Genomic DNA, 21,108 nt, shown 5'->3' on the forward strand with positions numbered 1-21,108 from the left:
GCAGCCCGCGGACCAGCCGAAGATGGCCCACAGGCCCGGCTTGGCCGTATGGCAAGAACGCCACATTCGCGTTTCAGCGCGAAGCGGTGCACAATTGAGTGACAGCTTTCACAATCCGGCGGCATAGTCGCGGCCCGACCCTTGCATGGGCAGGCGATGAGCGGGCGGGTGTGTGGGTTGACGGCAAACAGGTGATTGAGGCGAAGAGGAAACAGGCGATGAGCGCGATCTTCCAACACGGACAGCAGACGGTTTCGGCAGCGGCGATAGACGCTGCGACGAAAACGAATGCCACCGTGACGAAAGATCCCAAAGCGACGCGTGCGCCCGTCCTGCGCGACCCCGACCTGCCGCAGGCCCAGGGCCTCTATGATCCGGCCAATGAGAAGGATGCCTGCGGCGTCGGCTTCATCGCCGACATGAAGAACCGCAAGAGCCACAAGATCATCAGCCAGGCGCTGCAGATCCTGCACAATCTCGACCATCGCGGCGCTGTCGGCGCCGATCCGAAGGCGGGTGACGGCTGCGGCATGCTGGTGCAGATCCCGCACGATTTCTTCGCCGCCGAATGCGCCAATCTCGGCTTCGAACTGCCGGCGCCCGGCGATTACGCCGTCGGCTTCTTCTTCCTGCCGCGCAACGAGGAAGGCCGCGTGCATGCCATGCGCGTGGTGGAGAAAGTCGTGGCCGAGGAAGGCGAGGTGTTCCTTGGCTGGCGCGCCGTGCCCGTGGACAATTCGGGCCTGGGCGAAAGCGTGCTGCCGACCGAGCCGATCCACATGCAGGCCTTCATCGGCCGCTCGCCCGCCACGCCCGACCAGGACGAGTTCGAGCGCCGTCTCTTCATCATCCGCAAGGTGATCTCCAACGTCATCTACAACGATGTCGAGCGCCGGCCGGTGACGGCGGGTTTCTATCCCGTCTCCGTCTCGAGCCGCACCATCACCTACAAGGGCATGCTGCTCGCCACCCAGCTCGGCGACTATTTCAAGGACCTCACCGACGAGCGCTTCCAGAGCGCCATCGCCCTGGTGCATCAGCGCTTCTCGACCAACACCTTCCCGAGCTGGACGCTGGCCCACCCCTATCGCATGGTCGCGCATAATGGCGAAATCAACACGCTGCGCGGCAATGTGAACTGGATGGCGGCGCGCCAGGCCTCGGTCGACTCCGAGCTGTTCGGCAACGACATCTCCAAGCTGTGGCCGATCTCCTATGAGGGCCAGTCCGACACGGCCTGCTTCGACAACGCGCTCGAATTCCTGGTGCAGGGCGGCTATTCGCTCGCCCATGCCATGATGATGCTGATCCCCGAGGCCTGGGCAGGCAATCCGCTGATGTCCGAGGACCGGCGCGCCTTCTACGAATATCACGCCGCGCTGATGGAGCCCTGGGATGGGCCGGCTGCCGTGGTCTTCACCGATGGCCGCCAGATCGGGGCCACGCTCGACCGCAACGGCCTCAGGCCCGCCCGCTATCTCGTCACCAAGGACGGGCTCGTCGTGCTCGCCTCCGAATTCGGCGTGCTGCCGATCCCCGAGGCCGACATCGTCGAGAAGTGGCGCCTGCAGCCCGGCAAGATGCTGCTGATCGACCTGGAGGAAGGCCGCATCGTCTCCGACGACGAGATGAAGACCTCGCTCGCCACCGCCAATCCCTATCGCGACTGGCTCAAGCGCACCCAGATCGTGCTGGAGGACCTGCGCCCGGTCGAGGCGCGCGCCTCGCGCACCGACGTGTCGCTGCTCGATCGCCAGCAGGTCTTCGGCTACACCCAGGAAGACATCAAGCTCCTGCTGCCGCCGATGGCGACCACCGGCCAGGAGGCCGTGGGCTCGATGGGCACGGATACGCCGATCTCGGCGCTCTCCGACAAGTCCAAGCTGCTCTACACCTATTTCAAGCAGAACTTCGCCCAGGTCACCAACCCGCCGATCGATCCGATCCGCGAGGAACTGGTGATGAGCCTGGTGTCCTTCATCGGCCCGCGTCCGAACATCCTCGACCTCGAAGGCACGTCCCGCAAGAAGCGCCTGGAAGTGCGCCAGCCCATCCTCACCAACGAGGATCTGGAGAAGATCCGCTGCATCGGCCATGTCGAGGAGCGTTTCGACACCAAGACGCTCGACATGACCTATCCGGCCATCCAGGGCGCCGAGGGCATGCGCGGTTCGCTCGAGCGGCTCTGCGAGCGCGCCGAGGCGGCGGTGCATGGCGGCTACAACATCATCATCCTGTCGGACCGCCAGACCGGCCCGGACCGCATTCCGATCCCGGCCCTGCTGGCGACGGCGGCGGTGCATCATCATCTCATCCGCAAGGGGCTGCGCACCGCGGCTGGCCTGGTGGTGGAGACCGGCGAAGCCCGCGAGATCCACCATTTCTGCTGCCTCGCCGGCTATGGCGCCGAGGCGATCAACCCCTATCTCGCCTTCGAGACGCTGGCCACGCTGCACGCCCAGCTCGAATTCCCCGAGGAAGTCGACGAGTACGAGGTGGTCAAGCGCTACATCAAGTCGATCGGCAAGGGCATCCTGAAGGTGATGTCCAAGATGGGCATCTCGACCTACCAGTCCTATTGCGGCGCGCAGATCTTCGACGCGATCGGCCTCAGCTCGGCCTTCGTCGACGAATTCTTCTTCGGCACCGCCACGATGATCGAGGGGGTCGGCCTCGATGAGGTCGCCGCCGAGGCCGTGGCGCGCCACAGGGATGCCTTCTCGGACGCGCCGATCTATCGCAATGCGCTCGATGTCGGCGGTGAATATGCCTACCGCATCCGCGGCGAGGACCATGTCTGGACGCCGGACAGCGTGGCCACGCTGCAGCATGCCGTGCGCGCCAATGCCCAGGACCGGTACCGCGATTTCGCCACTGCCGTGAATCAGCAGAACGGTCAGCTTCAGACCATCCGCGGCCTGTTCCGCATCAAGACGGCAAGCGAACGCGGCATGGCCCCGGTGCCGCTGGCGGAGGTCGAACCCGCCAGCGAACTGGTGAAGCGCTTCGCCACCGGCGCGATGTCCTTCGGCTCGATCTCCCGCGAGGCCCATGAGTCGCTCGCCATCGCCATGAACGCCATCGGCGGAAAGTCCAACACCGGCGAGGGCGGCGAGGAGGCCGAGCGCTTCAAGACCCTGCCGGACGGGCGCTCCAAGCGCTCGGCCATCAAGCAGGTCGCCTCCGGCCGCTTCGGCGTCACCGCCGAATATCTGGTCAATGCCGACATGATGCAGATCAAGGTCGCGCAGGGTGCCAAGCCCGGCGAAGGCGGGCAGCTGCCGGGCCACAAGGTCGATGCCGTCATCGCCAAGGTGCGCCACTCGACCCCCGGCGTCGGCCTGATCTCACCGCCGCCGCATCACGACATCTATTCGATCGAGGACCTGGCGCAGCTGATCTTCGATCTGAAGAACGTCAATCCGGCGGCGGATGTCTCGGTCAAGCTGGTCTCGGAAGTCGGCGTCGGCACCGTTGCCGCTGGCGTCGCCAAGGCGCGCGCCGACCACATCACCATCTCCGGCTTCGAAGGCGGCACCGGCGCTTCGCCGCTGACCTCGATCAAGCATGCCGGCAGCCCCTGGGAGACGGGCCTGGCCGAGACCCAGCAGACGCTGGTGCTCAACCGCCTGCGCTCGCGCGTCAGGCTGCAGGTCGATGGCGGTCTGCGCACGGGCCGCGACGTCGTCATCGGCGCGCTGCTCGGGGCCGACGAATTCGGCTTCTCCACCGCACCGCTGATCGCGGCCGGCTGCATCATGATGCGCAAATGCCACCTCAACACCTGCCCGGTGGGCGTGGCGACGCAGGATCCCGTGCTGCGCAAGCGCTTCAAGGGCACGCCCGAGCACATCATCAACTATTTCTTCTTCGTGGCCGAGGAAGTGCGCGAATTGATGGCCGAGCTCGGCTTCCGCAAGCTCGACGATCTGATCGGCCGCTCCGACCTGCTCGACAAGCAGGACGCGATCGACCACTGGAAGGCCAAGGGGCTCGACTTCACCAAGCTCTTCCACAAGGTGGACGTGCCGGCCAATGTCGGCATCCGCCACGAGGAGAAGCAGAAGCACCCGATCGACAGCGTGCTCGACCGCAGCTTCATCGCCGAGGCGGCGCCGGCGCTCGATTACGGCCGCGAGGTCACCATCGAGGGCAAGATCACCAATGTCGACCGCACGGCCGGCGCCATGCTCTCGGGCGAGGTCGCCTCGCGCTACGGCTATGAAGGCCTGCCCGACGGCACCATCAAGGTGAACCTGACCGGCACGGCCGGCCAGAGCTTCGGTTCCTTCCTGGCGGCCGGCATCGACTTGACACTGGTGGGCCAGGCCAACGATTATGTCGGCAAAGGCCTGTCCGGCGGCCGCATCATCATCAAGCCGAGCGAAGAGACGCAGGCCGTGCCGGAGAAGTCGATCATCGTCGGCAATACCGTGCTCTACGGCGCCATCGCGGGCGAGTGCTATTTTCGTGGCGTGGCGGGCGAGCGTTTCGCGGTGCGCAATTCGGGCGCTGCAGCGGTGGTGGAAGGCACCGGCGACCATGGCTGCGAATACATGACCGGCGGCGTGGTGGTCGTGCTCGGCCAGACGGGCCGTAACTTCGCGGCCGGCATGTCCGGCGGCGTCGCCTATGTCTATGACGAGGACCAGAGCTTCGCCAAACGCTGCAACCTCTCCATGGTCGACCTCGAGCCGGTGGAAGAGGAAGAGGATTTGATGGAGCGCCTGCACCATCATGGCGGCGACCTCGAGTTCAAGGGCCGCATCGACGTATCCGGCGACATGGGCCGCTACGACGAGGAACGCCTGCGCAAGATGATCGAGAACCACCTGCATTACACGGGCTCGACGCTTGCCAAGACCATGCTGGACGATTGGGCCACCTATCGCACCCGCTTCGTCAAGGTGATGCCGGTCGAATATCGCCGCGCCCTGCGCGAGATGGAAAAAGCCCGCACCATGATGGCGGCGGAGTGAGAAAGGGGCGGGGCGCACACTAAGGTTTGCGCCGCCCCTCACCCTTACCCTCTCTCCGCAAGAGCGGGGCGAGGGGTTGGCAAGCGTCGTGCGAGACGATGAACGGGCGGAATGAGACGCCACGCTGAAGTCCCCTCGCCCCGCTCTTGCGGGGAGAGGTAAGGTGAGGGGCAGCGCGACGTTCTCGGCAGGGCTCGATAAAAACATTTTGGGAACTGATATGGGCAAGGCAACAGGATTTCTCGAGATCGATCGGCAGGACCAGAAGTATCTTCCGGCCGCCGACCGCATCCGCCACTACCGCGAATTCACCCTTCCGCTCGACGACAAGGATGTCGGCAAGCAGGCGGCGCGCTGCATGGATTGCGGCGTGCCCTATTGCCACGGCCCGACGGGCTGCCCGGTGAACAACCAGATCCCGGACTGGAACGACCTCGTCTATCACGACGACTGGGAGGAGGCGGCGCGCAACCTGCACACCACCAACAACTTCCCCGAATTCACCGGCCGCATCTGCCCGGCGCCTTGTGAGGAGGCCTGCACGCTCAACCTCGAGGACATGCCGGTCACCATCAAGACCATCGAGCAGTCGATCGCCGACAAGGCCTGGGCCATGGGCTGGATCCAGCCCGAGATCGCCAAGGTGAAGACCGGCAAGAAGGTTGCCGTCGTCGGCTCCGGCCCTGCCGGCCTGGCGGCCGCGCAGCAGCTCGCCCGGGCCGGCCATGACGTGCATGTCTATGAACGCGAGCCCGCCGCCGGCGGCCTGTTGCGCTACGGCATTCCCGACTTCAAGATGGAAAAGCACCACATCGATCGGCGCGTGCGCCAGATGGAGGCCGAGGGCGTCACCTTCCACTATGGCGTCAATATCGGCGTGACCATGAGCTTCGCCGATCTCAAATCCGGCCATGACGCCGTGCTGATGGCAGGCGGCGCCGAGACCCCGCGCGATCCGGCCTTACCGGGCGCCGAGCTCGAGGGCGTGCATTTCGCCATGCCCTATCTGGTGCAGAGCAATCGCCGCGTCGGCGGCGAGGACATTTCCAGGGAAGAACCGCTCCTGACCACCGGCAAGCATGTCGTGGTGATCGGCGGCGGCGACACAGCCTCGGACTGCGTCGGTACCTCCTTCCGCCAGGGCGCCATCTCGGTGACGCAGCTCGACATCCGGCCGCGTCCGCCCGAGAAGGAGGACAAGCTGGCGATCTGGCCCTACTGGCCGACCAAGATGCGCACCTCCTCCTCGCAGGCCGAAGGCGCCGAGCGCGAGTTCCAGGCGGTCACGCTCGGTATCGTCGGCAAGAACGGCCGGGTCACCGGCGTGAAGATCGCCCGCGCCGATGAAAAGCGCCGGCCGATCGAGGGCACGGAGACCGTGCTCAGGGCCGATGCGGTGTTCATCGCCCTCGGCTTCACCGGCCCGGTCAAGGCGGGCATGATCGACCAGTCGGGCGTCGAGCTCGACAAGCGTGGCAATGTCGCGGCTACCGACCGGGATTATCGCACCTCGATGGACAAGGTCTATGCCGCCGGCGACATGCGCCGCGGCCAGTCGCTGGTGGTCTGGGCCATCCGCGAGGGCCGCCAGGCTGCGCGTGCCATCGACGAGGCGCTGATGGGCGCGACGACGCTGCCGCGCTGAGCTGGAGAGGCCGACGACCACTGCTATCAAGGTGTTCGAAGCCATGTTCTGTCGCAGATCGATCCGCGACAGAACATCGTCAAATCCGTCCTCGATGTCCCCGTTTTTCCCGGGAGAGGTACGGTGAGGGGCAGCACAACCCTGCATAATTCGACAAAGTTCAGGCGCCGTGCAAACACGCGCCCTGCTCTCCCATCACCTATTTTGACGTCTTCATTCAAAGTGATGATGAGTGCCGGCGGATGCTTGTAGGGGCGGGAGCAAGGCACGTAGAAAGGGAAAGTCCGAGGTTCCCGCCATGCTCTCCCTCACCACCATTCTCGCCTTCACCGCCATCGCCGTCGGCATGGTGCTGACGCCCGGCCCCAACATGGCCTATCTCGTCTCGCGCTCGATCTGCCAGGGGCGTATCGCCGGGCTGATTTCGCTTGTGGGTGTCGTCACCGGCTTCGTGATCTACATGCTGCTGGCCGCATTCGGCATCACGGCCCTGCTGTTCGCTGTGCCCTACGCCTATGACGCCCTGCGCATTGCCGGCGCGGCCTATCTTGCCTGGATGGCCTGGCAGGCGCTGAAGCCGGGCGGCCGTTCACCCTTCGAGGTTCGTGCGCTCAAGCCGGATTCGGTACGGCGGCTCTACGGCATGGGCCTGTTCACCAGCCTGCTCAATCCCAAGGTCGCGGCCCTCTATCTTTCGCTGCTGCCGCAATTCGTCGATCATTCCGGATTCGTGCTCGGCCAGACCCTGCAGCTCGGCGCCATCCAGATCCTGGTCAGCGCCTTCTTCAATGCCTGCTTCGTCATGATGGCGGGCACGATTTCGGCCTTTCTCGCTGGCCGGCCGCTGTGGACGTCGGTGCAACGCTGGCTGATGGGCACGGTGCTGATGGGCCTCGCGGCTCGCATGGCGCTCGACACCGCGCGGCGGTGAGGGGCAATGCGCTCTCTTCAGGGCATGGCCTGGGCGGGCCAGCGGAAGTCGTCGGCGCGGCCTTCGCGCGGAGGCAGGCTTTCACCCTGTCCCAGCACCTTGGCGACGCTGGGGTCGGCGCCGCCCGGTTTGGGAGTGCCGCCGCCGAGCAACTGGCCGCCGGGCGCGGTTTCATAGGCGTCGAGCGGCAGGACCGGGCCATATTCAGGTTTTTCGGCCGGTGAATCACCGGAAGTTTCGGATGTGGGTTCGGCGACCGGTGCGGTCGCGACCATCGGTGCCGGCGGCGCCTCGCCGAGCAGGCGTCTCAGGTCGCTCTCGAGGAAATGCGCTGCCAGCTTGGCGCCTTCATCGGAGAAATGCACGCCGTCGGCCTTACGCAGGCGCGCCGGCTGGCCATCCAGCCCGGTGCCGCTGGCGGCATAGGATCCGTCCGAATTGACGAAGCCGTCCCAGATGTCGACATAGATGCCGCCCGCTGCGGTGACTTGGCTGCGATAGAGGCTGTTGAAGCGCACCATGGCGGCGCTCAGCGCGTCGCTGCGCATCGGCGGTAGGCCAACCCAGAAGATCTTGACGCCGCGGGCTTTCAGGGGCGCGATCAGCGCATCGATGCGTTTGCGATAGGCGGCCTCCCATTCGTCCGATTCCGGGTCGAGACGGGTGCCGTTCTCCCGGATGGTCTGGCGGTCGTTGGAACCGATCAGGATCACCACGGCATCGATCTGGGCGTTGGCGGCGAGGAGGTCGGCGACGCCCTTGTTCCAGTCGTAGAAATCGTTGCGCACCAGGCCGCTATCGGCCTTGGCATTGCGGACGATGGCGATATCGGGCCGGTCATCCAGGACATCCGTCAGCCCGGCGGCGAGCTGGTCCGCCATGGAATCGCCGATGACATGCACGAAGGAGGAAGGCGGCACGGCCGGTGCCGGCGCGACCTTGGCCGGCTTGGGCATGGCAAAGGGCGAGGCGCGGACCTTGGTGCGGCGGGCTGGGGCCGGCCGAGCATTCTGCTGGCGCACCCTGTTCTGCATTTCCTGATATTGGCGCAGGGCTTCGCCGGGCGTGTCTCCGCCGTCGCGGGCCATGACGTGGCGCTGCGACAGCACGATGGCCGCCAGCACGAACAGAGCGATCAGGAGGAGGCGCTGCTTCAAGGCCGGTCTCCGGTTTCGCGTGGGGGCGGGTCTTCAGAGCCGCCTCTTGTCGCCCACCCGGAGGGCGCCGCGACATCAGGCTGGTCCGGCGACCAGCCCCCCCGCACGGGTGCCCACCCTAACACGCATCAGGGCGTGGCGCTCAATTTCTGCAACACGGCCGGGGTTGGATAGCCGTCTGCCACCAGCCCCGCCTTGGCCTGCCAGGTGCGCAAGGCCGCCCTCGCCGCCGGCCCGATCTTGCCGTCGATCGTCTCGATGGGATAGCCGAGCGCCTTCAGCTTTTTCTGCATCGCCGTGATCTGCGCGCGATTGAGCGTGGTCTCCTGGGCCGGCCAGCGGCCTTGCAGCGAGGCGATGCCGCGGATGCGGTCGGCGAGCAGGCCGACCGACAGCGTGTAGGAATCGGAGATGTTGTAGGTCTTGATCGCCCAATAGTTCTGGAAGGTCAGAAAGGCCGGTCCCTTGGCTCCGGCCGGCAGGAACAGCCAGGCCTTGCCGTCCTCCGGCAGCGGCTTGCCGTCGACCCTGGCGACGCCGAGCTTGGCCCAGGCGGCGACGGGGCCGCCGTCATGGGCATTGATGGCGGTGAAATCGAACCTGGCCGGCAGCTTCACCTCATAGCCCCAGCGCTTGCCGGCATCCCAGTCGTGCAGCTTGAGGTAGTTGGCGATCGAGCCGATCACGTCGGGTTCCTCGTTCCAGATGTCGCGCTTGCCGTCGCCATCCATGTCGACCGCATATTTCAGGAAGCTGGAGGGCATGAACTGCACCTGGCCCAAGGCGCCTGCCCAGGAACCGGTCATGCCGCGCGGCGTGATGTCGTGCTCCTGCAGGATCCTGAGTGCGTCGATCAATTCGTCGCGGAAGAGCTCGGGGCGCTTGGCCGTGCAGCAGGCCAGCGTGGTGAGCGAGCGGATGGTGTCGGAATTGCCCGGCGAGGCGCCGTAATTGCTCTCCAGCGACCAGATGGCGAGAATGACATAGCGATCAACACCGTAGCGTTCCTCGGCCTTGTCGAGCCATGATTTCCAGCGCTGCGCCATCGCCTTGCCCTGGGCGATGCGGTCGGCGCTCAGGCGGCTCTCGACATAGGCGCGGATGGTCTGGTTGAATTCGGGCTGGGTGCCCGCCAGCGAAACGACCTTGGGGTCGACGCCGAGACCGGCAAAGGCGGCATCGAAGGTCTCGCGGGAAATGCCGGCCTTCTCGGCCCGCGGCCATAGCGCGGTGACGAAGTTCAGATAGCTGTCGGCGTGGGCCGGGGAGGCCAGGGCGAGAGAGGCGAGAAGGCCTCCGAGACAGGCGAGGCGTGCCAACCTCGTACCCTCACCCCGATGGGGAGGGGCGAGGCGAAGCCTCGGGTGAATTGACGCTCCGCTTTGTAGAGGTGCCACATGGAGCTTTCTTTCCCTTGCCAGGAAAGCCGCTCCGCCCCCGCCCTTCGGGCTGCCCCTCCTCATCGGAGGGAAGGTAAAGTATCGCGCCATGCTTGCAACGAGGCTTGAAGGCTTGGCTGGCATGGGCGCGTTCCCGAATCCTGATTCTCTTTACCGATTCTGTGATAAACACCGCCGCGAGACAAATCATGACGAGGCAGGTTTGAAGCAAGGTGATGCCATGGTGAAGGCGGCGCAGCAATCGGCCCTGCGCACCATCGCGACTGAAAGGGCCGGTCTCGAAGCGCTGGCAGAGGCGATCGAAGGCGATCTCGGCCCCGTGTTCAGCGCCTGCATCGAACGCTTTTCCCGCCTCAAGGGCCGCGTCATCGTCACCGGCATGGGCAAGTCGGGCCATATCGGCAAGAAGATCGCCGCGACCTTCGCCTCGACCGGCACGCCGGCCTTCTTCGTGCATCCGAGCGAGGCCAGCCATGGCGATCTCGGCATGATCACCGCCGACGACGCCGTCATCGCCCTGTCCTGGTCGGGGGAGACGCGCGAACTCGGCGATATCATCGACTATGCCACCCGCTTCAACGTGCCCCTGGTCGCAGTGACCTCGGTGGCGAACTCCACCCTGGCCAAGGCGGCGGACCTGCCCCTGGTCCTGCCCCAGGCCAAGGAAGCCTGTCCCAACGGCCAGGCGCCGACCACCTCGTCCATGATGATCCTGGCGCTGGGCGATGCCCTGGCCATGGCCATGCTCGAATCGCGTGGTTTCACCGCCGCCGATTTTCGTGTCTTCCATCCCGGCGGCAAGCTCGGCGCCTCGCTCAAATTCGTGCGGGACGTCATGCGCACCGGCGATGCGGTGCCGCTGGTCACCGAGGGCACGCTGATGTCGGAAGCCATTCTGGTGATGTCGAGGAAGGGCGTCGGCAGCGTCGGTGTCCTCGATGCGTCGGGCATGCTGATCGGCATCGCCACGGACGGCGATCTGAGGCGCCATATGAGCGACGACCTGATGACGCGGCGGGTCGACGACATCATGACGCGCACGCCCAAGGTCATCCGTCCCGACGCCCTGGTCAGCGAAGCCATGGAGGTGATGGACACGAGGCGTATCGCCGTGCTGTTCGCCGTGGAAGGCGGTCGGCCCATGGGGGTCGTCCACATGCTCGACCTGTTGAATATCGGCGTCGTGTGAGCAATGCCCCGCCCCTGTGCCTGACGGTCGAGAACCTCGCCTGCGAGCGGGGCGGACGGCTCGTGTTCGAAGCCGTCGGCTTTTCCGCCGGTGCCGGTGACCTCGTGGCGGTGACGGGCCGTAACGGCGCCGGCAAATCCAGCCTGCTCAGGGTGATCGCCGGTCTGGTGCCGCGCCGGGAAGGGGCGATCCGCCTGGATGGCGGCGACGCCGAAAAGAGGCCTGCCGAGCACATGCATTATTGCGGCCACGCCGATGCCTTGAAACCCTCCCTCAGCGTGCGCGAGAATCTGAGCTTCTGGCGTGCCTATTACGGCGATGCCGACCGGTCGATCGAGGATGCGCTCGATCTCTTCGCCATCGAGCACCTCATCGACCTGCCGGCGGCCTATCTGTCGGCCGGCCAGAAGCGACGGCTCAGCCTATGCCGGCTGCTGGTGTCCCGGCGCCCGGTCTGGCTGCTGGACGAGCCGACATCGGCGCTCGATACCGCCACCCAGGCCCGTCTTGCCGAACTGATGGGCGAGCATCTCGCCGGCGGCGGGCTGATCCTGGCCGCCACCCATGGCGACCTCGGCCTGGCACCGAGCCTGGCCCTCACCATCGGTGCGCCATGAGCATCGTCCGAAAAGGGGGCTCCGGTTTTCGGAGGAAGCGATCCGACAACAAAAACTTGAAGCATCGGACTCGATTCCGAAATCTGGTGCGGTGCTCATGAGCGCGCTCGCAGCCCTGTTCATGCGCGAGCTGCGGCTGGCCATCCGGGCGGGCGGTGGCGCGCCGGTCGGCGTCATCTTCTTCCTGGCGGTGGTGACGGTGATTCCCTTCGGCGTCGGCCCGGACCTCAATCTGCTCGCGCGCATCGGCCCGGCCGTACTCTGGCTCGGCGCCCTTCTGGCGACGCTGCTCGGCCTCGACCGCCTGTTCCAGGCCGATCTGGACGACGGCTCGCTCGACCTCATCCACCTTGGCGGCACGCCCCTGGAGCTGGCGGTGGCGGTGAAGGCGCTGGCGCATTGGGTGACCACCGGCCTGCCGCTTGTGATCGCCACGCCGCTGCTCGGTCTGTTCGTCAACCTGCCCGGCAAGGGGCTTGGGGCCGTGACGCTGACGCTGCTGGCGGGCACGCCAGCGCTGACTTTCCTCGGCGCCATCGGCGCGGCGCTGACCGTGGCGCTCCGGCGCGGCGGCATGCTGATCTCCATCCTGATCCTGCCGCTCACCATCCCCGTGCTGATCTTCGGCGTGGCTGCTGCAACAGCCGCGATCACCGGCCCGATGCCCTTCCTGCCGCCCTTCCTGCTACTCTGCGCCATGACGCTGTTTTCCATCGTGCTCGGCACGGTGGCGGCGGCCTGGGCCCTGCGCTTCGGACTGGAGTGAGGTGATCTTCACCCTCCCCCTACAGGGGACGGTGAGGGAGTCCTACCGTATCAGCACCTCGCGCTTGAGCAGGGTTTCGAGCCAGTCCGCGAAGAGCTGCACCCGGCGCGAGAAATGCCGGCGATGCGGGAAGAGCAGCGTCATCGGCATGGGGGCGGCGCGATAATCCGGCATGACTTCGACGAGCTCGCCCGCCGCAATATGGCTCTTTACGTCATAGGCCGGGATCTGGATCAGGCCGAAACCTGCCAGGCAGCAGGCGATATAGGCCTCCGCGCCGTTGACGACCACCCGGCTGCGCACCGGACGCGTCTGAACCCCGGCCTGGCCCACCCATTCCCACGGCTCGACCCGGCCCGTGCTGGGGGAGGCGTAGTTGACGGCCAGATGCCCGTCGAGCTCCTGGGGACTGCGAGGCACGCCGTAACGCGCGAGATAGGCGGGGCTTGCCACGTTGATCAGGGGCAGCTCGCCGATGGCGCGGGCGATCAGCCCCGAATCGCTGAGCGGGCCGACGCGCAGGACGCAGTCGAGGCTGTCCTCGACCAGGTCGGCGGTCCGGTCCGTCACGCCGAGATCGACGTCGATCTCGGGATAGAGGTCGAGAAATTCGGCCAGGGCCGGTGCCACGATCAGCCGGCCGATACGTCCGGGCAGATCGACCCGCAGGCGCCCGGCCGGCCCCGCCGCGGCCTGGCGGAACAGGCTCTCGGTCTCCTCGAAATCACTGAGCAGGCGCAGGCAGCGCTCATAGAGGGCGAGGCCATCCTGGGTGGGGGCGACCTTGCGGGTGGTCCGGTGCAGCAGGCGCGCGCCCATGCGCGTTTCAAGTTCTTTGATGGCTGCAGAAACCGAGGGCCGCGGCATTCCCAGCATGTTGGCGGCACGCGTGAAGCTCGAACTGTCGACGACGCGGACGAAGATACGGAAGAGATCGATGCGGTCCACGGACTAATACCAGATTTGTAAAAGATTCTAACATGTCATGTTCGAATGGGCAGCTTTATATCGAAATCTAAGACGATAAGCTGACTTTCGGTAAAGGCTCACTCATCAATAGGGAGGCCCAGCATGGCCGATCACAGCATCAAGGGAAAAGTGGCGCTGATTGCGGGAGGCGCCAAGAATCTGGGTGGGCTCCTGGCCCGTGATCTGGCGGCGCAGGGCGCCAAGGCGGTCGCCATCCACTACAACAGCGCCGCCACCAAGGCTGCAGCCGACGAAACCGTTGCCGCCATCACTGCGGCCGGTGCCAAGGGCGTCGCCTTTCAGGGCGACCTGACCTCTGCCGGCGCTGTCGAGAAGCTGTTCGCCGATACGGTCGCGGCCGTCGGCCGGCCCGATATCGCCATCAACACCGTCGGCAAGGTGCTCAAGAAGCCTTTCGTCGAGATCACCGAGGCCGAATATGACGAGATGAGCGCGGTCAACTCGAAATCTGCCTTCTTCTTCCTCAAGGAGGCCGGCAGAAACGTCAATGACAATGGCAAGATCTGCACGCTCGTCACCTCGCTGCTCGGCGCCTACACGCCCTTCTATGCCGCCTATGCCGGCACCAAGGCGCCGGTGGAGCATTTCACCCGCGCAGCCTCCAAGGAGTTCGGCGAGCGCGGCATTTCGGTGACCGCCATCGGCCCCGGCCCAATGGATACGCCGTTCTTCTACCCGGCCGAGGGCGCCGATGCCGTCGCCTATCACAAGAGCGCGGCGGCCCTGTCGAAATTTTCCAAGACCGGCCTCACCGACATCGAGGACATCGTGCCCTATATCCGCTTCCTGGTCTCCGACGGCTGGTGGATGACCGGGCAGACCATTCTGGTGAACGGCGGCTACACCACCAAATAGGCATGAGTTTTCCCGGCGCCCGGAGGGATTTCCTCGCTCCATGGGGAAATCCTTCGCGCGCGGCTCTCGGATATTTGTGTTCCCTTCGTCATTGTTTCGCCGCGCGCGCGCAGGTAAAACAGAGGCATGTGGAAATACGCCAATCCCACCCTGTTCATGGGCCTTGCCGGCCGCCTCCTGCCCTGGCTGGCGGGAGCGACGGTGCTGCTGTTCGCCGCCGGTCTCTACGGTGCTGCCGTCGCGCCGGACGACTACCAGCAGGGCGCTACCGTGAAGATCATGTATATCCACGTGCCCTGCGCCTGGCTCGCCATGGCCGGCTGGGGCGCGATGTCGCTGTCGGCGCTGGGCGTGCTGGTCTGGCGCCATCCCCTGGCCGAGGTGGCGATGAAGGCGGCGATGCCGATCGGGGCGGCCTTCACCCTGCTGTGCCTGGTCACCGGCTCGCTCTGGGGCCAGCCGATGTGGGGCACCTGGTGGGTCTGGGATGCGCGCCTGACCTCGGTGCTGGTGCTGTTCCTGATGTATCTGGCACTTGCCGCGCTGTGGCACGCCATCGAGGATCCCGGCAAGGCCGCGCGGATCTCGGCCGTGCTGGTGCTGGTCGGGGCCGTCAACATTCCCATCATCAAGTTTTCGGTCGATTGGTGGAACACCCTGCATCAGGGCGCCTCGGTGTTCCGCATCGGCGGCTCCACCATCTATTCGTGGATGATGCTGTGGCCGCTGCTCGACATGGCGCTGGCCTTCACCCTGCTGTTCGTCACGCTGCATGTGATGGCGATGCGCAACGAGATCCTGCGCCGGCGCATCCGCACCATGCGCCTGATGGCGGCGGCCGGCGTCACGCCGGCCATGACCGCCTCGCTGCCGGCGGAGGCTTGAGATGGTGGTGTTCGGCATGGATCTCGGGCCGCATTGGGCCTTCATCGTCTGGGCCTATGGCCTGGCGGCGGCGGTGATCGCGACGCTGGTCGCCTGGGTGGTGCTGGATCACAAGGCCCAGCTCAAGACCCTGGCCGAGCTGGAAGCGCAGGGCCTGCGCCGCCGTTCGCGCCGGAATACCAATCGAGACGGGCAGACACCATGACCGACAGCCCTGTCTTGCCGCCGGCACCGCGCCGCCGAGCGCTGGTGTTCCTGCCCTTGATCGTCTTCGCGGCGCTTGCCGGCTTGTTCTTCTACCAACTCCGCGCCGGCGGCGACCCCTCGGCGCTGCCCTCCACCCTGATCGGCAAGCCGGCGCCGCAGATGAGCCTGCCGCCGCTCGCCGAACTCGTGCGGGACGGCAAGCCGCTTCCGGGTCTGGCCACCGGGGATCTCAAATCGGGCGGCGTCAGCGTGGTCAACATCTTTGCCTCCTGGTGCGGCCCCTGCCGGGACGAGCATCCGGTGCTGATGAAGCTCGCCGGCCTCGGCAAGGGACGCCTGGTCGCAATCAACTACAAGGACGACCCCGACAACGCCCGCCGCTATCTCGGCACCTTCGGCAATCCCTATGCGGCCGTGGGCGTCGACGTCAACGGCCGTTCCGCCATCGACTGGGGTGTCTATGGCGTGCCGGAGACCTTCGTGGTCAATGGCAGGGGTGAGATCGTCGACAAGATCGTCGGCCCCCTGAGCGAGGACAGCCTGAAGACCAGGCTGCTGCCGGCGATCGAGGCTGCCTCCAAATCCTGATCTCGATATTTGGGCCCGCAATGACCGACCGTTCCAAGCTTCCCTACCGCCCCTGCGCCGGCGCGGCGTTGTTCAATGCGCAAGGCAGGGTCTTCGTCGGGCGGCGCAAGCCGCGTACGGGCGGCGAACCGGGCAGCTTCGAATGGCAGATGCCGCAGGGCGGCATCGACGAGGGCGAGGATCCGCGCGAGGCCGCGATCCGCGAACTCTATGAAGAGACCAATGTTCGCTCGATCACCTTCCTAGCCGAAGCGCCGGACTGGTACTCCTACGACCTGCCGCCCGAGGCGGTCGGCGGTGGTTGGACGGCGCGATATCGTGGCCAGACCCAGAAATGGTTCGCCTTCCGCTTCACCGGTCCGGACAGCGAGATCGACGTGCTGCGGCCGGCCGGCGGCAAGCACAAGGCCGAGTTCGGGGACTGGCGCTGGGAGGACCTTGCCGCGTTGCCGGGCCTGATCGTCCCGTTCAAGCGCGGCGTCTATGCCGAAGTGGTGGCGGCCTTCCGCCATCTGGTGGCGTAATGGCCGAGATCAAACCCTATCGCCCCAATGTCGGCGTCGCCCTGTTCAATGCGGACGGGCTGGTGCTGGTGGGCCGGGCCGAAACCTCCGGACCGGAGCTGATCGTGCCGGGCTTCGAATGGCAATGCCCGCAAGGCGGCATCGACGAGGGCGAGGACATCGTCGCGGCGGCCAAGCGCGAGCTCTGGGAGGAGACCAATGTCCGCAGCGTCTCCGTGCTGGCGGTGACGGAGGAGTGGTGGCCCTACGACTTTCCGCCCTATGACGGGCCGCCGCACAAATTGTCGCCCTTTCGCGGCCAGAAGCAGCGCTGGGCCGCCTTGCGCTTCGAGGGCGATGACGGCGAGATCGATGTCGTGAATTTGCCGACCGGCGAGCCGCAGGAATTCTTCGGCTGGCGCTGGGAAAGGCTGGCCCGGTTGCCGGACCTGGTGACGCCGCACAAGCGCTCGGTTTATCGGCTGATGGCGCAGGCCTTTGCCAGGTTTGGGACCTGACCGCGCAGGCGGAACTTTCGCGCGGCCACCCTGTTCAGCGTAGATCCAATGGATGGATTGGCGTCATGCCATGCTTGTGCCAAGCTGTACTGCTTCAATGGCTGGGCTGAATTGGGGGGCTGCATTTCGGAAGTGGCGTCCCCATATGCCGATTTTGGCGCGGAGGCGCGGAAGCGATGTTTCGGAACGTCATGCCCTATGATTATACCGTCGGTATCGATCGCTCGGATATCGACTTCATGGGCCATGTCAACAATGCCAGCTACCTGAAATGGGTGCAGGCGGCGATTATCAGTCACTGGGAACGCCTGGCGCCCGCCGAGGCGCTGAAGAAGCATGCCTGGGTGGCGCTACGCCACGAGATTACCTATCGCAAGCCGGCCTTCCTCGATGACGACGTGATCGCCACCGTCATTCTGGAGAAGGTGCATGGCGCGAAGGCCTTCTACGGCATCATCATCAAGCGCGGCGAGGAAGTGCTGGCAGAAGTGAAGTCGAGCTGGTGTTGCCTGGATGTGGCCACCAAGCGGCCCAAGCGGCTTTCGAGTGCCATCATCGAGCGTTTCCTCGGACGGCCGGCGAGCTAGAGCGTTTTGCGATTAGACGGAGTCATCTCGAATCGCAAAGACGCGTCGAACCAAAGAGCGAGAGCAAAACAGCGTTTCCGTCTAAACGCGCTTTGCTCTAGAGAACCTCAGGCCTCCACCGCCGGTTTGCGTGGGGGAAAAAGCTGATCGCGCGAGGCGATGAGCGCACCGCCGACGATGAGCAGCACGGCGAGCGCCAGAGCCAGGCTCGGCGAAGCGATGCCGACGGCGACCAGGATCAGTGTCGAAAGCACCGGGGTGGCATAGGAGGCGACGCCGAGCAGGCGGATGTCGCCATGCTTGACCCCGCGATCCCACGCATAGAACGCCAGGCCCACCGGTCCCAGGCCAAGGCCGACGATGGCGAGCCATTCCTTGGCATCGGGCCACACCGTGGTTTCGAACAGGCCATGACAGATCAGGGCCAGGACGCAGGTCACCCCGCAAAACCCGACCACCGCATCCGTCGGCACCGCTTTGAAGCGGCGCGACAGCACCGAATAGCCCGACCAGATGAAGGCGCAGGCAAGCGCCAGGGCGTAGCCGGGCGCATTGGCCATCTCAAAGCCCGACACGCCCTTGGCGAGGGCGAGCGCGAGCACGCCGGCAAAGCCGAGCAGGGCGCCCGCGACGTGATACCAGCGCAGCCTCTCGCCGGGCAGCATGGCGGAGAACAGCACGATCAGGAGCGGCCAGAGATAGGCGATCAGGCTGGCTTCCGCCGGCGGCGCCCGCTTGAGCGCCTCGAAATAGACGGCGTGATAGCCGAACAGGCCGCCGACGCCGAGCGCCCAGACCGGCCAGGGCTGGCGCAGCGCTGCGGTGGCCCCGGGCCGGAACAGCCAGGAGGTCGCGCCCATCAGCGTCGCCACCGCAAAGGTCAGCCCGAGCAGTTCGAAGGATGGGATGCGATAAGTGAGCGCTGTGGTCAGCGCCAGGACGGACCAGAGCAGGATGGCGATCAGGCCGATCAGGGTGGCGAGCAATTTGGCAGGCATGGACGGTTCTTTCGGTTGCGCCTGCTATGCCGCAAAATCGGCATGGGCGCCATCCGGGATTTTTGGTCTGGGTCACGGACCCTGCCATGTTCGCCCGGCCGCTTTTTCCGGGCCCGCCAGGGATGGCCGTAGTGACGCGACCATCCGCAGGGAGCGGTAAAGAAAAAGCGCCCCTACGTCGGCTAATGCGGTTCACTTAAGCAGGAACCGCTCCGAATTTGTCATAGCCGGGCTTGACCCGGCTACCCAGAAGCCGCACGGACGAACCGTCGGGGAGCTGGATTGCCGGGCCAAGCCCGGCAATGACAAAGATCGAGCACCCCGAAACGCTTAGGTGAACTGCATTGCCCTACGCCGGCAGCTTTCTCGCCTGATGCCGCGGCGACCGGATCTCGCCGTGCTGGGTGCCGATCGACATCTCGAAACTGTCGGCGATGCGGCGGGCGCGGTCGATGAAGAGCAGGGCGGCATTGCGCGGCAGCACGTCGAGAGCCGTGCGCTCGAACAGATCGAGCCAGCGCTCGAAATGGCGACCCTCCAGGGGCAGCATCAGATGGGGCCGGAGCGGGCGGCCGTCATAGCGGCCGCTGCGCAGAATGACCGATGACCAGAAGGCGCAGAGCTTGGCGAGGTGGTCGTCCCAGTCGGCGACCTTGGCATTGAAGATCGGCCCGATGAGATCATCCTGACGCACGCGGCCATAGAAGGTGTGAACCAGGCGCTCGATCATCGCCTCGCTGACCTCGGTGCCATTGGGCTCGCTCATATTGATGCTGGCTGCCATGCCCGTCTCTATGGCGGAAAAATCAGGCCGGCACCAATGCATTGGTGTCGCAGCAGCTATTTTTCGACGCTGGTACTGACATTCGGATGGCGCGTCACCATGTAAGTTGAAATCATTGGAAGAGTGGAGGCCGCCATGCGCATGCGTCCACTTGCGATAGCTGTTCTTCTTCTTGGTTTGATTGCAGTTCCGGTCAGGGCTCAACAGCAGCCGGACCCTGAAAATCCGGACAATGATACGCGTGAGCAACTTTACGAGCTTGGCCGCTTCATTGCGATCTATCAGCGCGTGCTCGCCACCTATGTCGAGAAGCCTGCGCCGGATGTGCTGATCCAGGGTGCGATCGGCGGCATGATGTCGAAGCTCGACCCCCATTCGCGCTATGTCGGTCCCAAGGCCATGTCCGACATCCAGCGGGAGCTTGCCGGCAAGCGGGTCGGGCTTGGCCTCGAGGTCGAGGTGCAGGGCGGGCTGGTGAAGGTGGAGCATGTCCTCGAGGCCACTCCCGCCGCCACGGCAGGCCTGAAGGCGGGAGACATCATCCTCAAGCTGGACGGCAACGCCGTACGGGGAGTGAGCCCGGCAGCGATGCTGAAGCGCATGGAAGGGCCGGTGGGCAGTTCCGCCACCCTGATCATCAGGCGGCGCGGCAATGCCGTGCCGCTGTCCTATACGCTGATGCGCGAGATCATCCGGACCGAAAGCGTTCGCTTCGAGGTGATGGGCGAGGATATCGGCTATATCCGCATCGCAGAATTCAACGACCAGACGCCCGACAGCCTCAAGCGGATCGCCCAGCGCCTGCCGACGGCCTTCCGGCCCGGTACCCTGAGGGGCCTCATTCTCGATTTGCGCAACAATCCCGGCGGCTTGCTCGACCCGGCAATCATGGTTTCGGCGGCGTTCATCGGCAAGGGGGTGCTGCTGTCGATCAGGGGGCGCGAGCCCGACCAGTCCAAGGTCTATATCGCCCATGGCGAGGACATCACTGGCGGCGCGCCACTGGTGGTGCTGATCAATGGCGGCACCGCTTCGGCGGCGGAGATCGTCGCCGGCGCCTTGCAGGACTTCAAGCGCGCCACCATCCTGGGCACGCGCTCCTTCGGCAAGGGCTCGATCCAGACGGTCACCCGTTTGCCCGACGAAAGCGCCTTGGTGCTGACCACGGCGCGCTACTATACCCCGCTCGGACGCTCGATCCAGGCGCAGGGCATCGAGCCCGACATCGCCGTGCGGCAGCGGGATCCGACCGGGGCGGGCCTCGGCCATGCCACGCCCGGCGAAGCGGGCCTGACCGGTCATCTCAAGGGTACGGGCGCCAAGGACGAGAGCGGCTCCTCCTTCTATGTGCCGCCGAACCCCGCCGACGACATCCAGCTTCGCATCGCCCTCGATATGCTGCGCAGCACGGAACGCGAGCGCAGCGAATTATGGCGGCCTCCCGGGAACTGAGCGGGGCCGGCTCTGACGGAACGATGGGCCGCCCGGCCTCGGGGGGTGGGCGTTTTG

At 65.6% G+C, this 21,108-nt stretch carries 19 protein-coding genes; 14 read left to right on the top strand and 5 right to left on the bottom strand.

Annotated features, from left to right (window positions below):
• The first annotated feature begins 218 nt into the window (after positions 1–218).
• The 3 genes from gltB to C5L14_RS06055 all read left to right on the top strand — a co-directional run bounded on the left by gltB (position 219) and on the right by C5L14_RS06055 (position 7,555).
• Entirely contained in the window at positions 219–4,979 is a 4,761-nt protein-coding gene (gene gltB, locus C5L14_RS06045; protein ID WP_105861125.1) for a glutamate synthase large subunit, read from the top strand.
• Between the two features lie 220 nt (positions 4,980–5,199).
• Positions 5,200–6,624 (top strand): glutamate synthase subunit beta, encoded by a 1,425-nt coding sequence (locus C5L14_RS06050; RefSeq protein ID WP_105861126.1) that lies wholly within the window; start codon positions 5,200–5,202, stop codon positions 6,622–6,624.
• A gap of 298 nt (positions 6,625–6,922) precedes the next feature.
• Positions 6,923–7,555 (top strand): LysE family translocator, encoded by a 633-nt coding sequence (locus C5L14_RS06055; protein ID WP_105861127.1) that lies wholly within the window; start codon positions 6,923–6,925, stop codon positions 7,553–7,555.
• Positions 7,556–7,572: 17 nt separating this feature from the next.
• Here C5L14_RS06055 and C5L14_RS06060 read toward each other — a convergent pair whose 3' ends face one another.
• Together C5L14_RS06060 and C5L14_RS06065 are read right to left on the bottom strand one after the other, a co-directional pair.
• Positions 7,573–8,712 carry an SGNH/GDSL hydrolase family protein gene (locus tag C5L14_RS06060; RefSeq protein WP_105861128.1) on the bottom strand — a complete coding sequence of 380 codons (1,140 nt, stop codon included), beginning with the start codon at positions 8,710–8,712 and terminating at the stop codon, positions 7,573–7,575.
• 128 nt (positions 8,713–8,840) lie between these two features.
• Positions 8,841–10,031, bottom strand: a complete 1,191-nt coding sequence (locus tag C5L14_RS06065; protein WP_181161045.1) for a lytic murein transglycosylase — start codon at positions 10,029–10,031, stop codon at positions 8,841–8,843.
• A 301-nt stretch (positions 10,032–10,332) separates the two neighbouring features.
• Between C5L14_RS06065 and C5L14_RS06070 the strand changes: the two genes are divergently transcribed.
• From C5L14_RS06070 to ccmB, 3 genes are all read left to right on the top strand, one after another.
• On the top strand, positions 10,333–11,301 hold the full coding sequence (locus C5L14_RS06070) for a KpsF/GutQ family sugar-phosphate isomerase (RefSeq protein ID WP_105861130.1): 969 nt from the start codon (positions 10,333–10,335) through the stop codon (positions 11,299–11,301).
• 14 nt (positions 11,302–11,315) lie between these two features.
• Positions 11,316–11,918, top strand: a complete 603-nt coding sequence (gene ccmA / locus C5L14_RS06075) for a heme ABC exporter ATP-binding protein CcmA (RefSeq protein WP_105861344.1) — start codon at positions 11,316–11,318, stop codon at positions 11,916–11,918.
• A gap of 97 nt (positions 11,919–12,015) precedes the next feature.
• Complete coding sequence (gene ccmB, locus C5L14_RS06080) at positions 12,016–12,684, top strand: heme exporter protein CcmB (protein WP_105861131.1); 669 nt, start codon at positions 12,016–12,018, stop codon at positions 12,682–12,684.
• A 42-nt stretch (positions 12,685–12,726) separates the two neighbouring features.
• On the opposite strand, the gene C5L14_RS06085 is transcribed toward ccmB, so the two are convergent.
• A complete protein-coding gene (locus C5L14_RS06085; RefSeq protein ID WP_105861132.1) occupies positions 12,727–13,632 on the bottom strand; it encodes a LysR family transcriptional regulator in 906 nt (301 codons plus the stop codon).
• Positions 13,633–13,755: 123 nt separating this feature from the next.
• Between C5L14_RS06085 and C5L14_RS06090 the strand changes: the two genes are divergently transcribed.
• From C5L14_RS06090 to C5L14_RS06120, 7 genes are all read left to right on the top strand, one after another.
• Entirely contained in the window at positions 13,756–14,529 is a 774-nt protein-coding gene (locus tag C5L14_RS06090; RefSeq protein ID WP_105861133.1) for an SDR family oxidoreductase, read from the top strand.
• A 126-nt stretch (positions 14,530–14,655) separates the two neighbouring features.
• Positions 14,656–15,414, top strand: coding sequence for a heme ABC transporter permease (locus tag C5L14_RS06095; RefSeq protein WP_105861134.1), 759 nt, complete (start codon positions 14,656–14,658; stop codon positions 15,412–15,414).
• Position 15,415: 1 nt separating this feature from the next.
• The gene (gene ccmD, locus C5L14_RS06100; protein WP_245443271.1) at positions 15,416–15,619 is read left to right on the top strand and encodes a heme exporter protein CcmD; all 204 of its coding nucleotides are present in this window, start codon (positions 15,416–15,418) and stop codon (positions 15,617–15,619) included.
• On the top strand, positions 15,616–16,209 hold the full coding sequence (locus tag C5L14_RS06105) for a DsbE family thiol:disulfide interchange protein (RefSeq protein ID WP_105861135.1): 594 nt from the start codon (positions 15,616–15,618) through the stop codon (positions 16,207–16,209). Before ccmD ends, C5L14_RS06105 begins: the two co-directional genes overlap by 4 nt.
• A gap of 20 nt (positions 16,210–16,229) precedes the next feature.
• Entirely contained in the window at positions 16,230–16,733 is a 504-nt protein-coding gene (locus tag C5L14_RS06110; protein ID WP_105861136.1) for an RNA pyrophosphohydrolase, read from the top strand.
• Complete coding sequence (locus C5L14_RS06115; protein ID WP_105861137.1) at positions 16,733–17,230, top strand: RNA pyrophosphohydrolase; 498 nt, start codon at positions 16,733–16,735, stop codon at positions 17,228–17,230. Before C5L14_RS06110 ends, C5L14_RS06115 begins: the two co-directional genes overlap by 1 nt.
• A gap of 176 nt (positions 17,231–17,406) precedes the next feature.
• Positions 17,407–17,817, top strand: coding sequence for an acyl-CoA thioesterase (locus C5L14_RS06120; RefSeq protein ID WP_181161046.1), 411 nt, complete (start codon positions 17,407–17,409; stop codon positions 17,815–17,817).
• A 107-nt stretch (positions 17,818–17,924) separates the two neighbouring features.
• On the opposite strand, the gene yddG is transcribed toward C5L14_RS06120, so the two are convergent.
• Together yddG and C5L14_RS06130 are read right to left on the bottom strand one after the other, a co-directional pair.
• Positions 17,925–18,815, bottom strand: coding sequence for an aromatic amino acid exporter YddG (gene yddG / locus C5L14_RS06125; RefSeq protein WP_105861138.1), 891 nt, complete (start codon positions 18,813–18,815; stop codon positions 17,925–17,927).
• A 349-nt stretch (positions 18,816–19,164) separates the two neighbouring features.
• Entirely contained in the window at positions 19,165–19,599 is a 435-nt protein-coding gene (locus tag C5L14_RS06130; protein WP_245196835.1) for a group III truncated hemoglobin, read from the bottom strand.
• A gap of 135 nt (positions 19,600–19,734) precedes the next feature.
• On the opposite strand from C5L14_RS06130, the gene C5L14_RS06135 reads away from it, so the two are divergent.
• Positions 19,735–21,051, top strand: a complete 1,317-nt coding sequence (locus C5L14_RS06135; RefSeq protein ID WP_105861139.1) for a S41 family peptidase — start codon at positions 19,735–19,737, stop codon at positions 21,049–21,051.
• The last annotated feature ends 57 nt before the right edge of the window (positions 21,052–21,108 follow it).

This window comes from Labrys okinawensis, assembly GCF_002982075.1.
In the GTDB taxonomy this organism is placed as follows: domain Bacteria; phylum Pseudomonadota; class Alphaproteobacteria; order Rhizobiales; family Labraceae; genus Labrys; species Labrys okinawensis_A.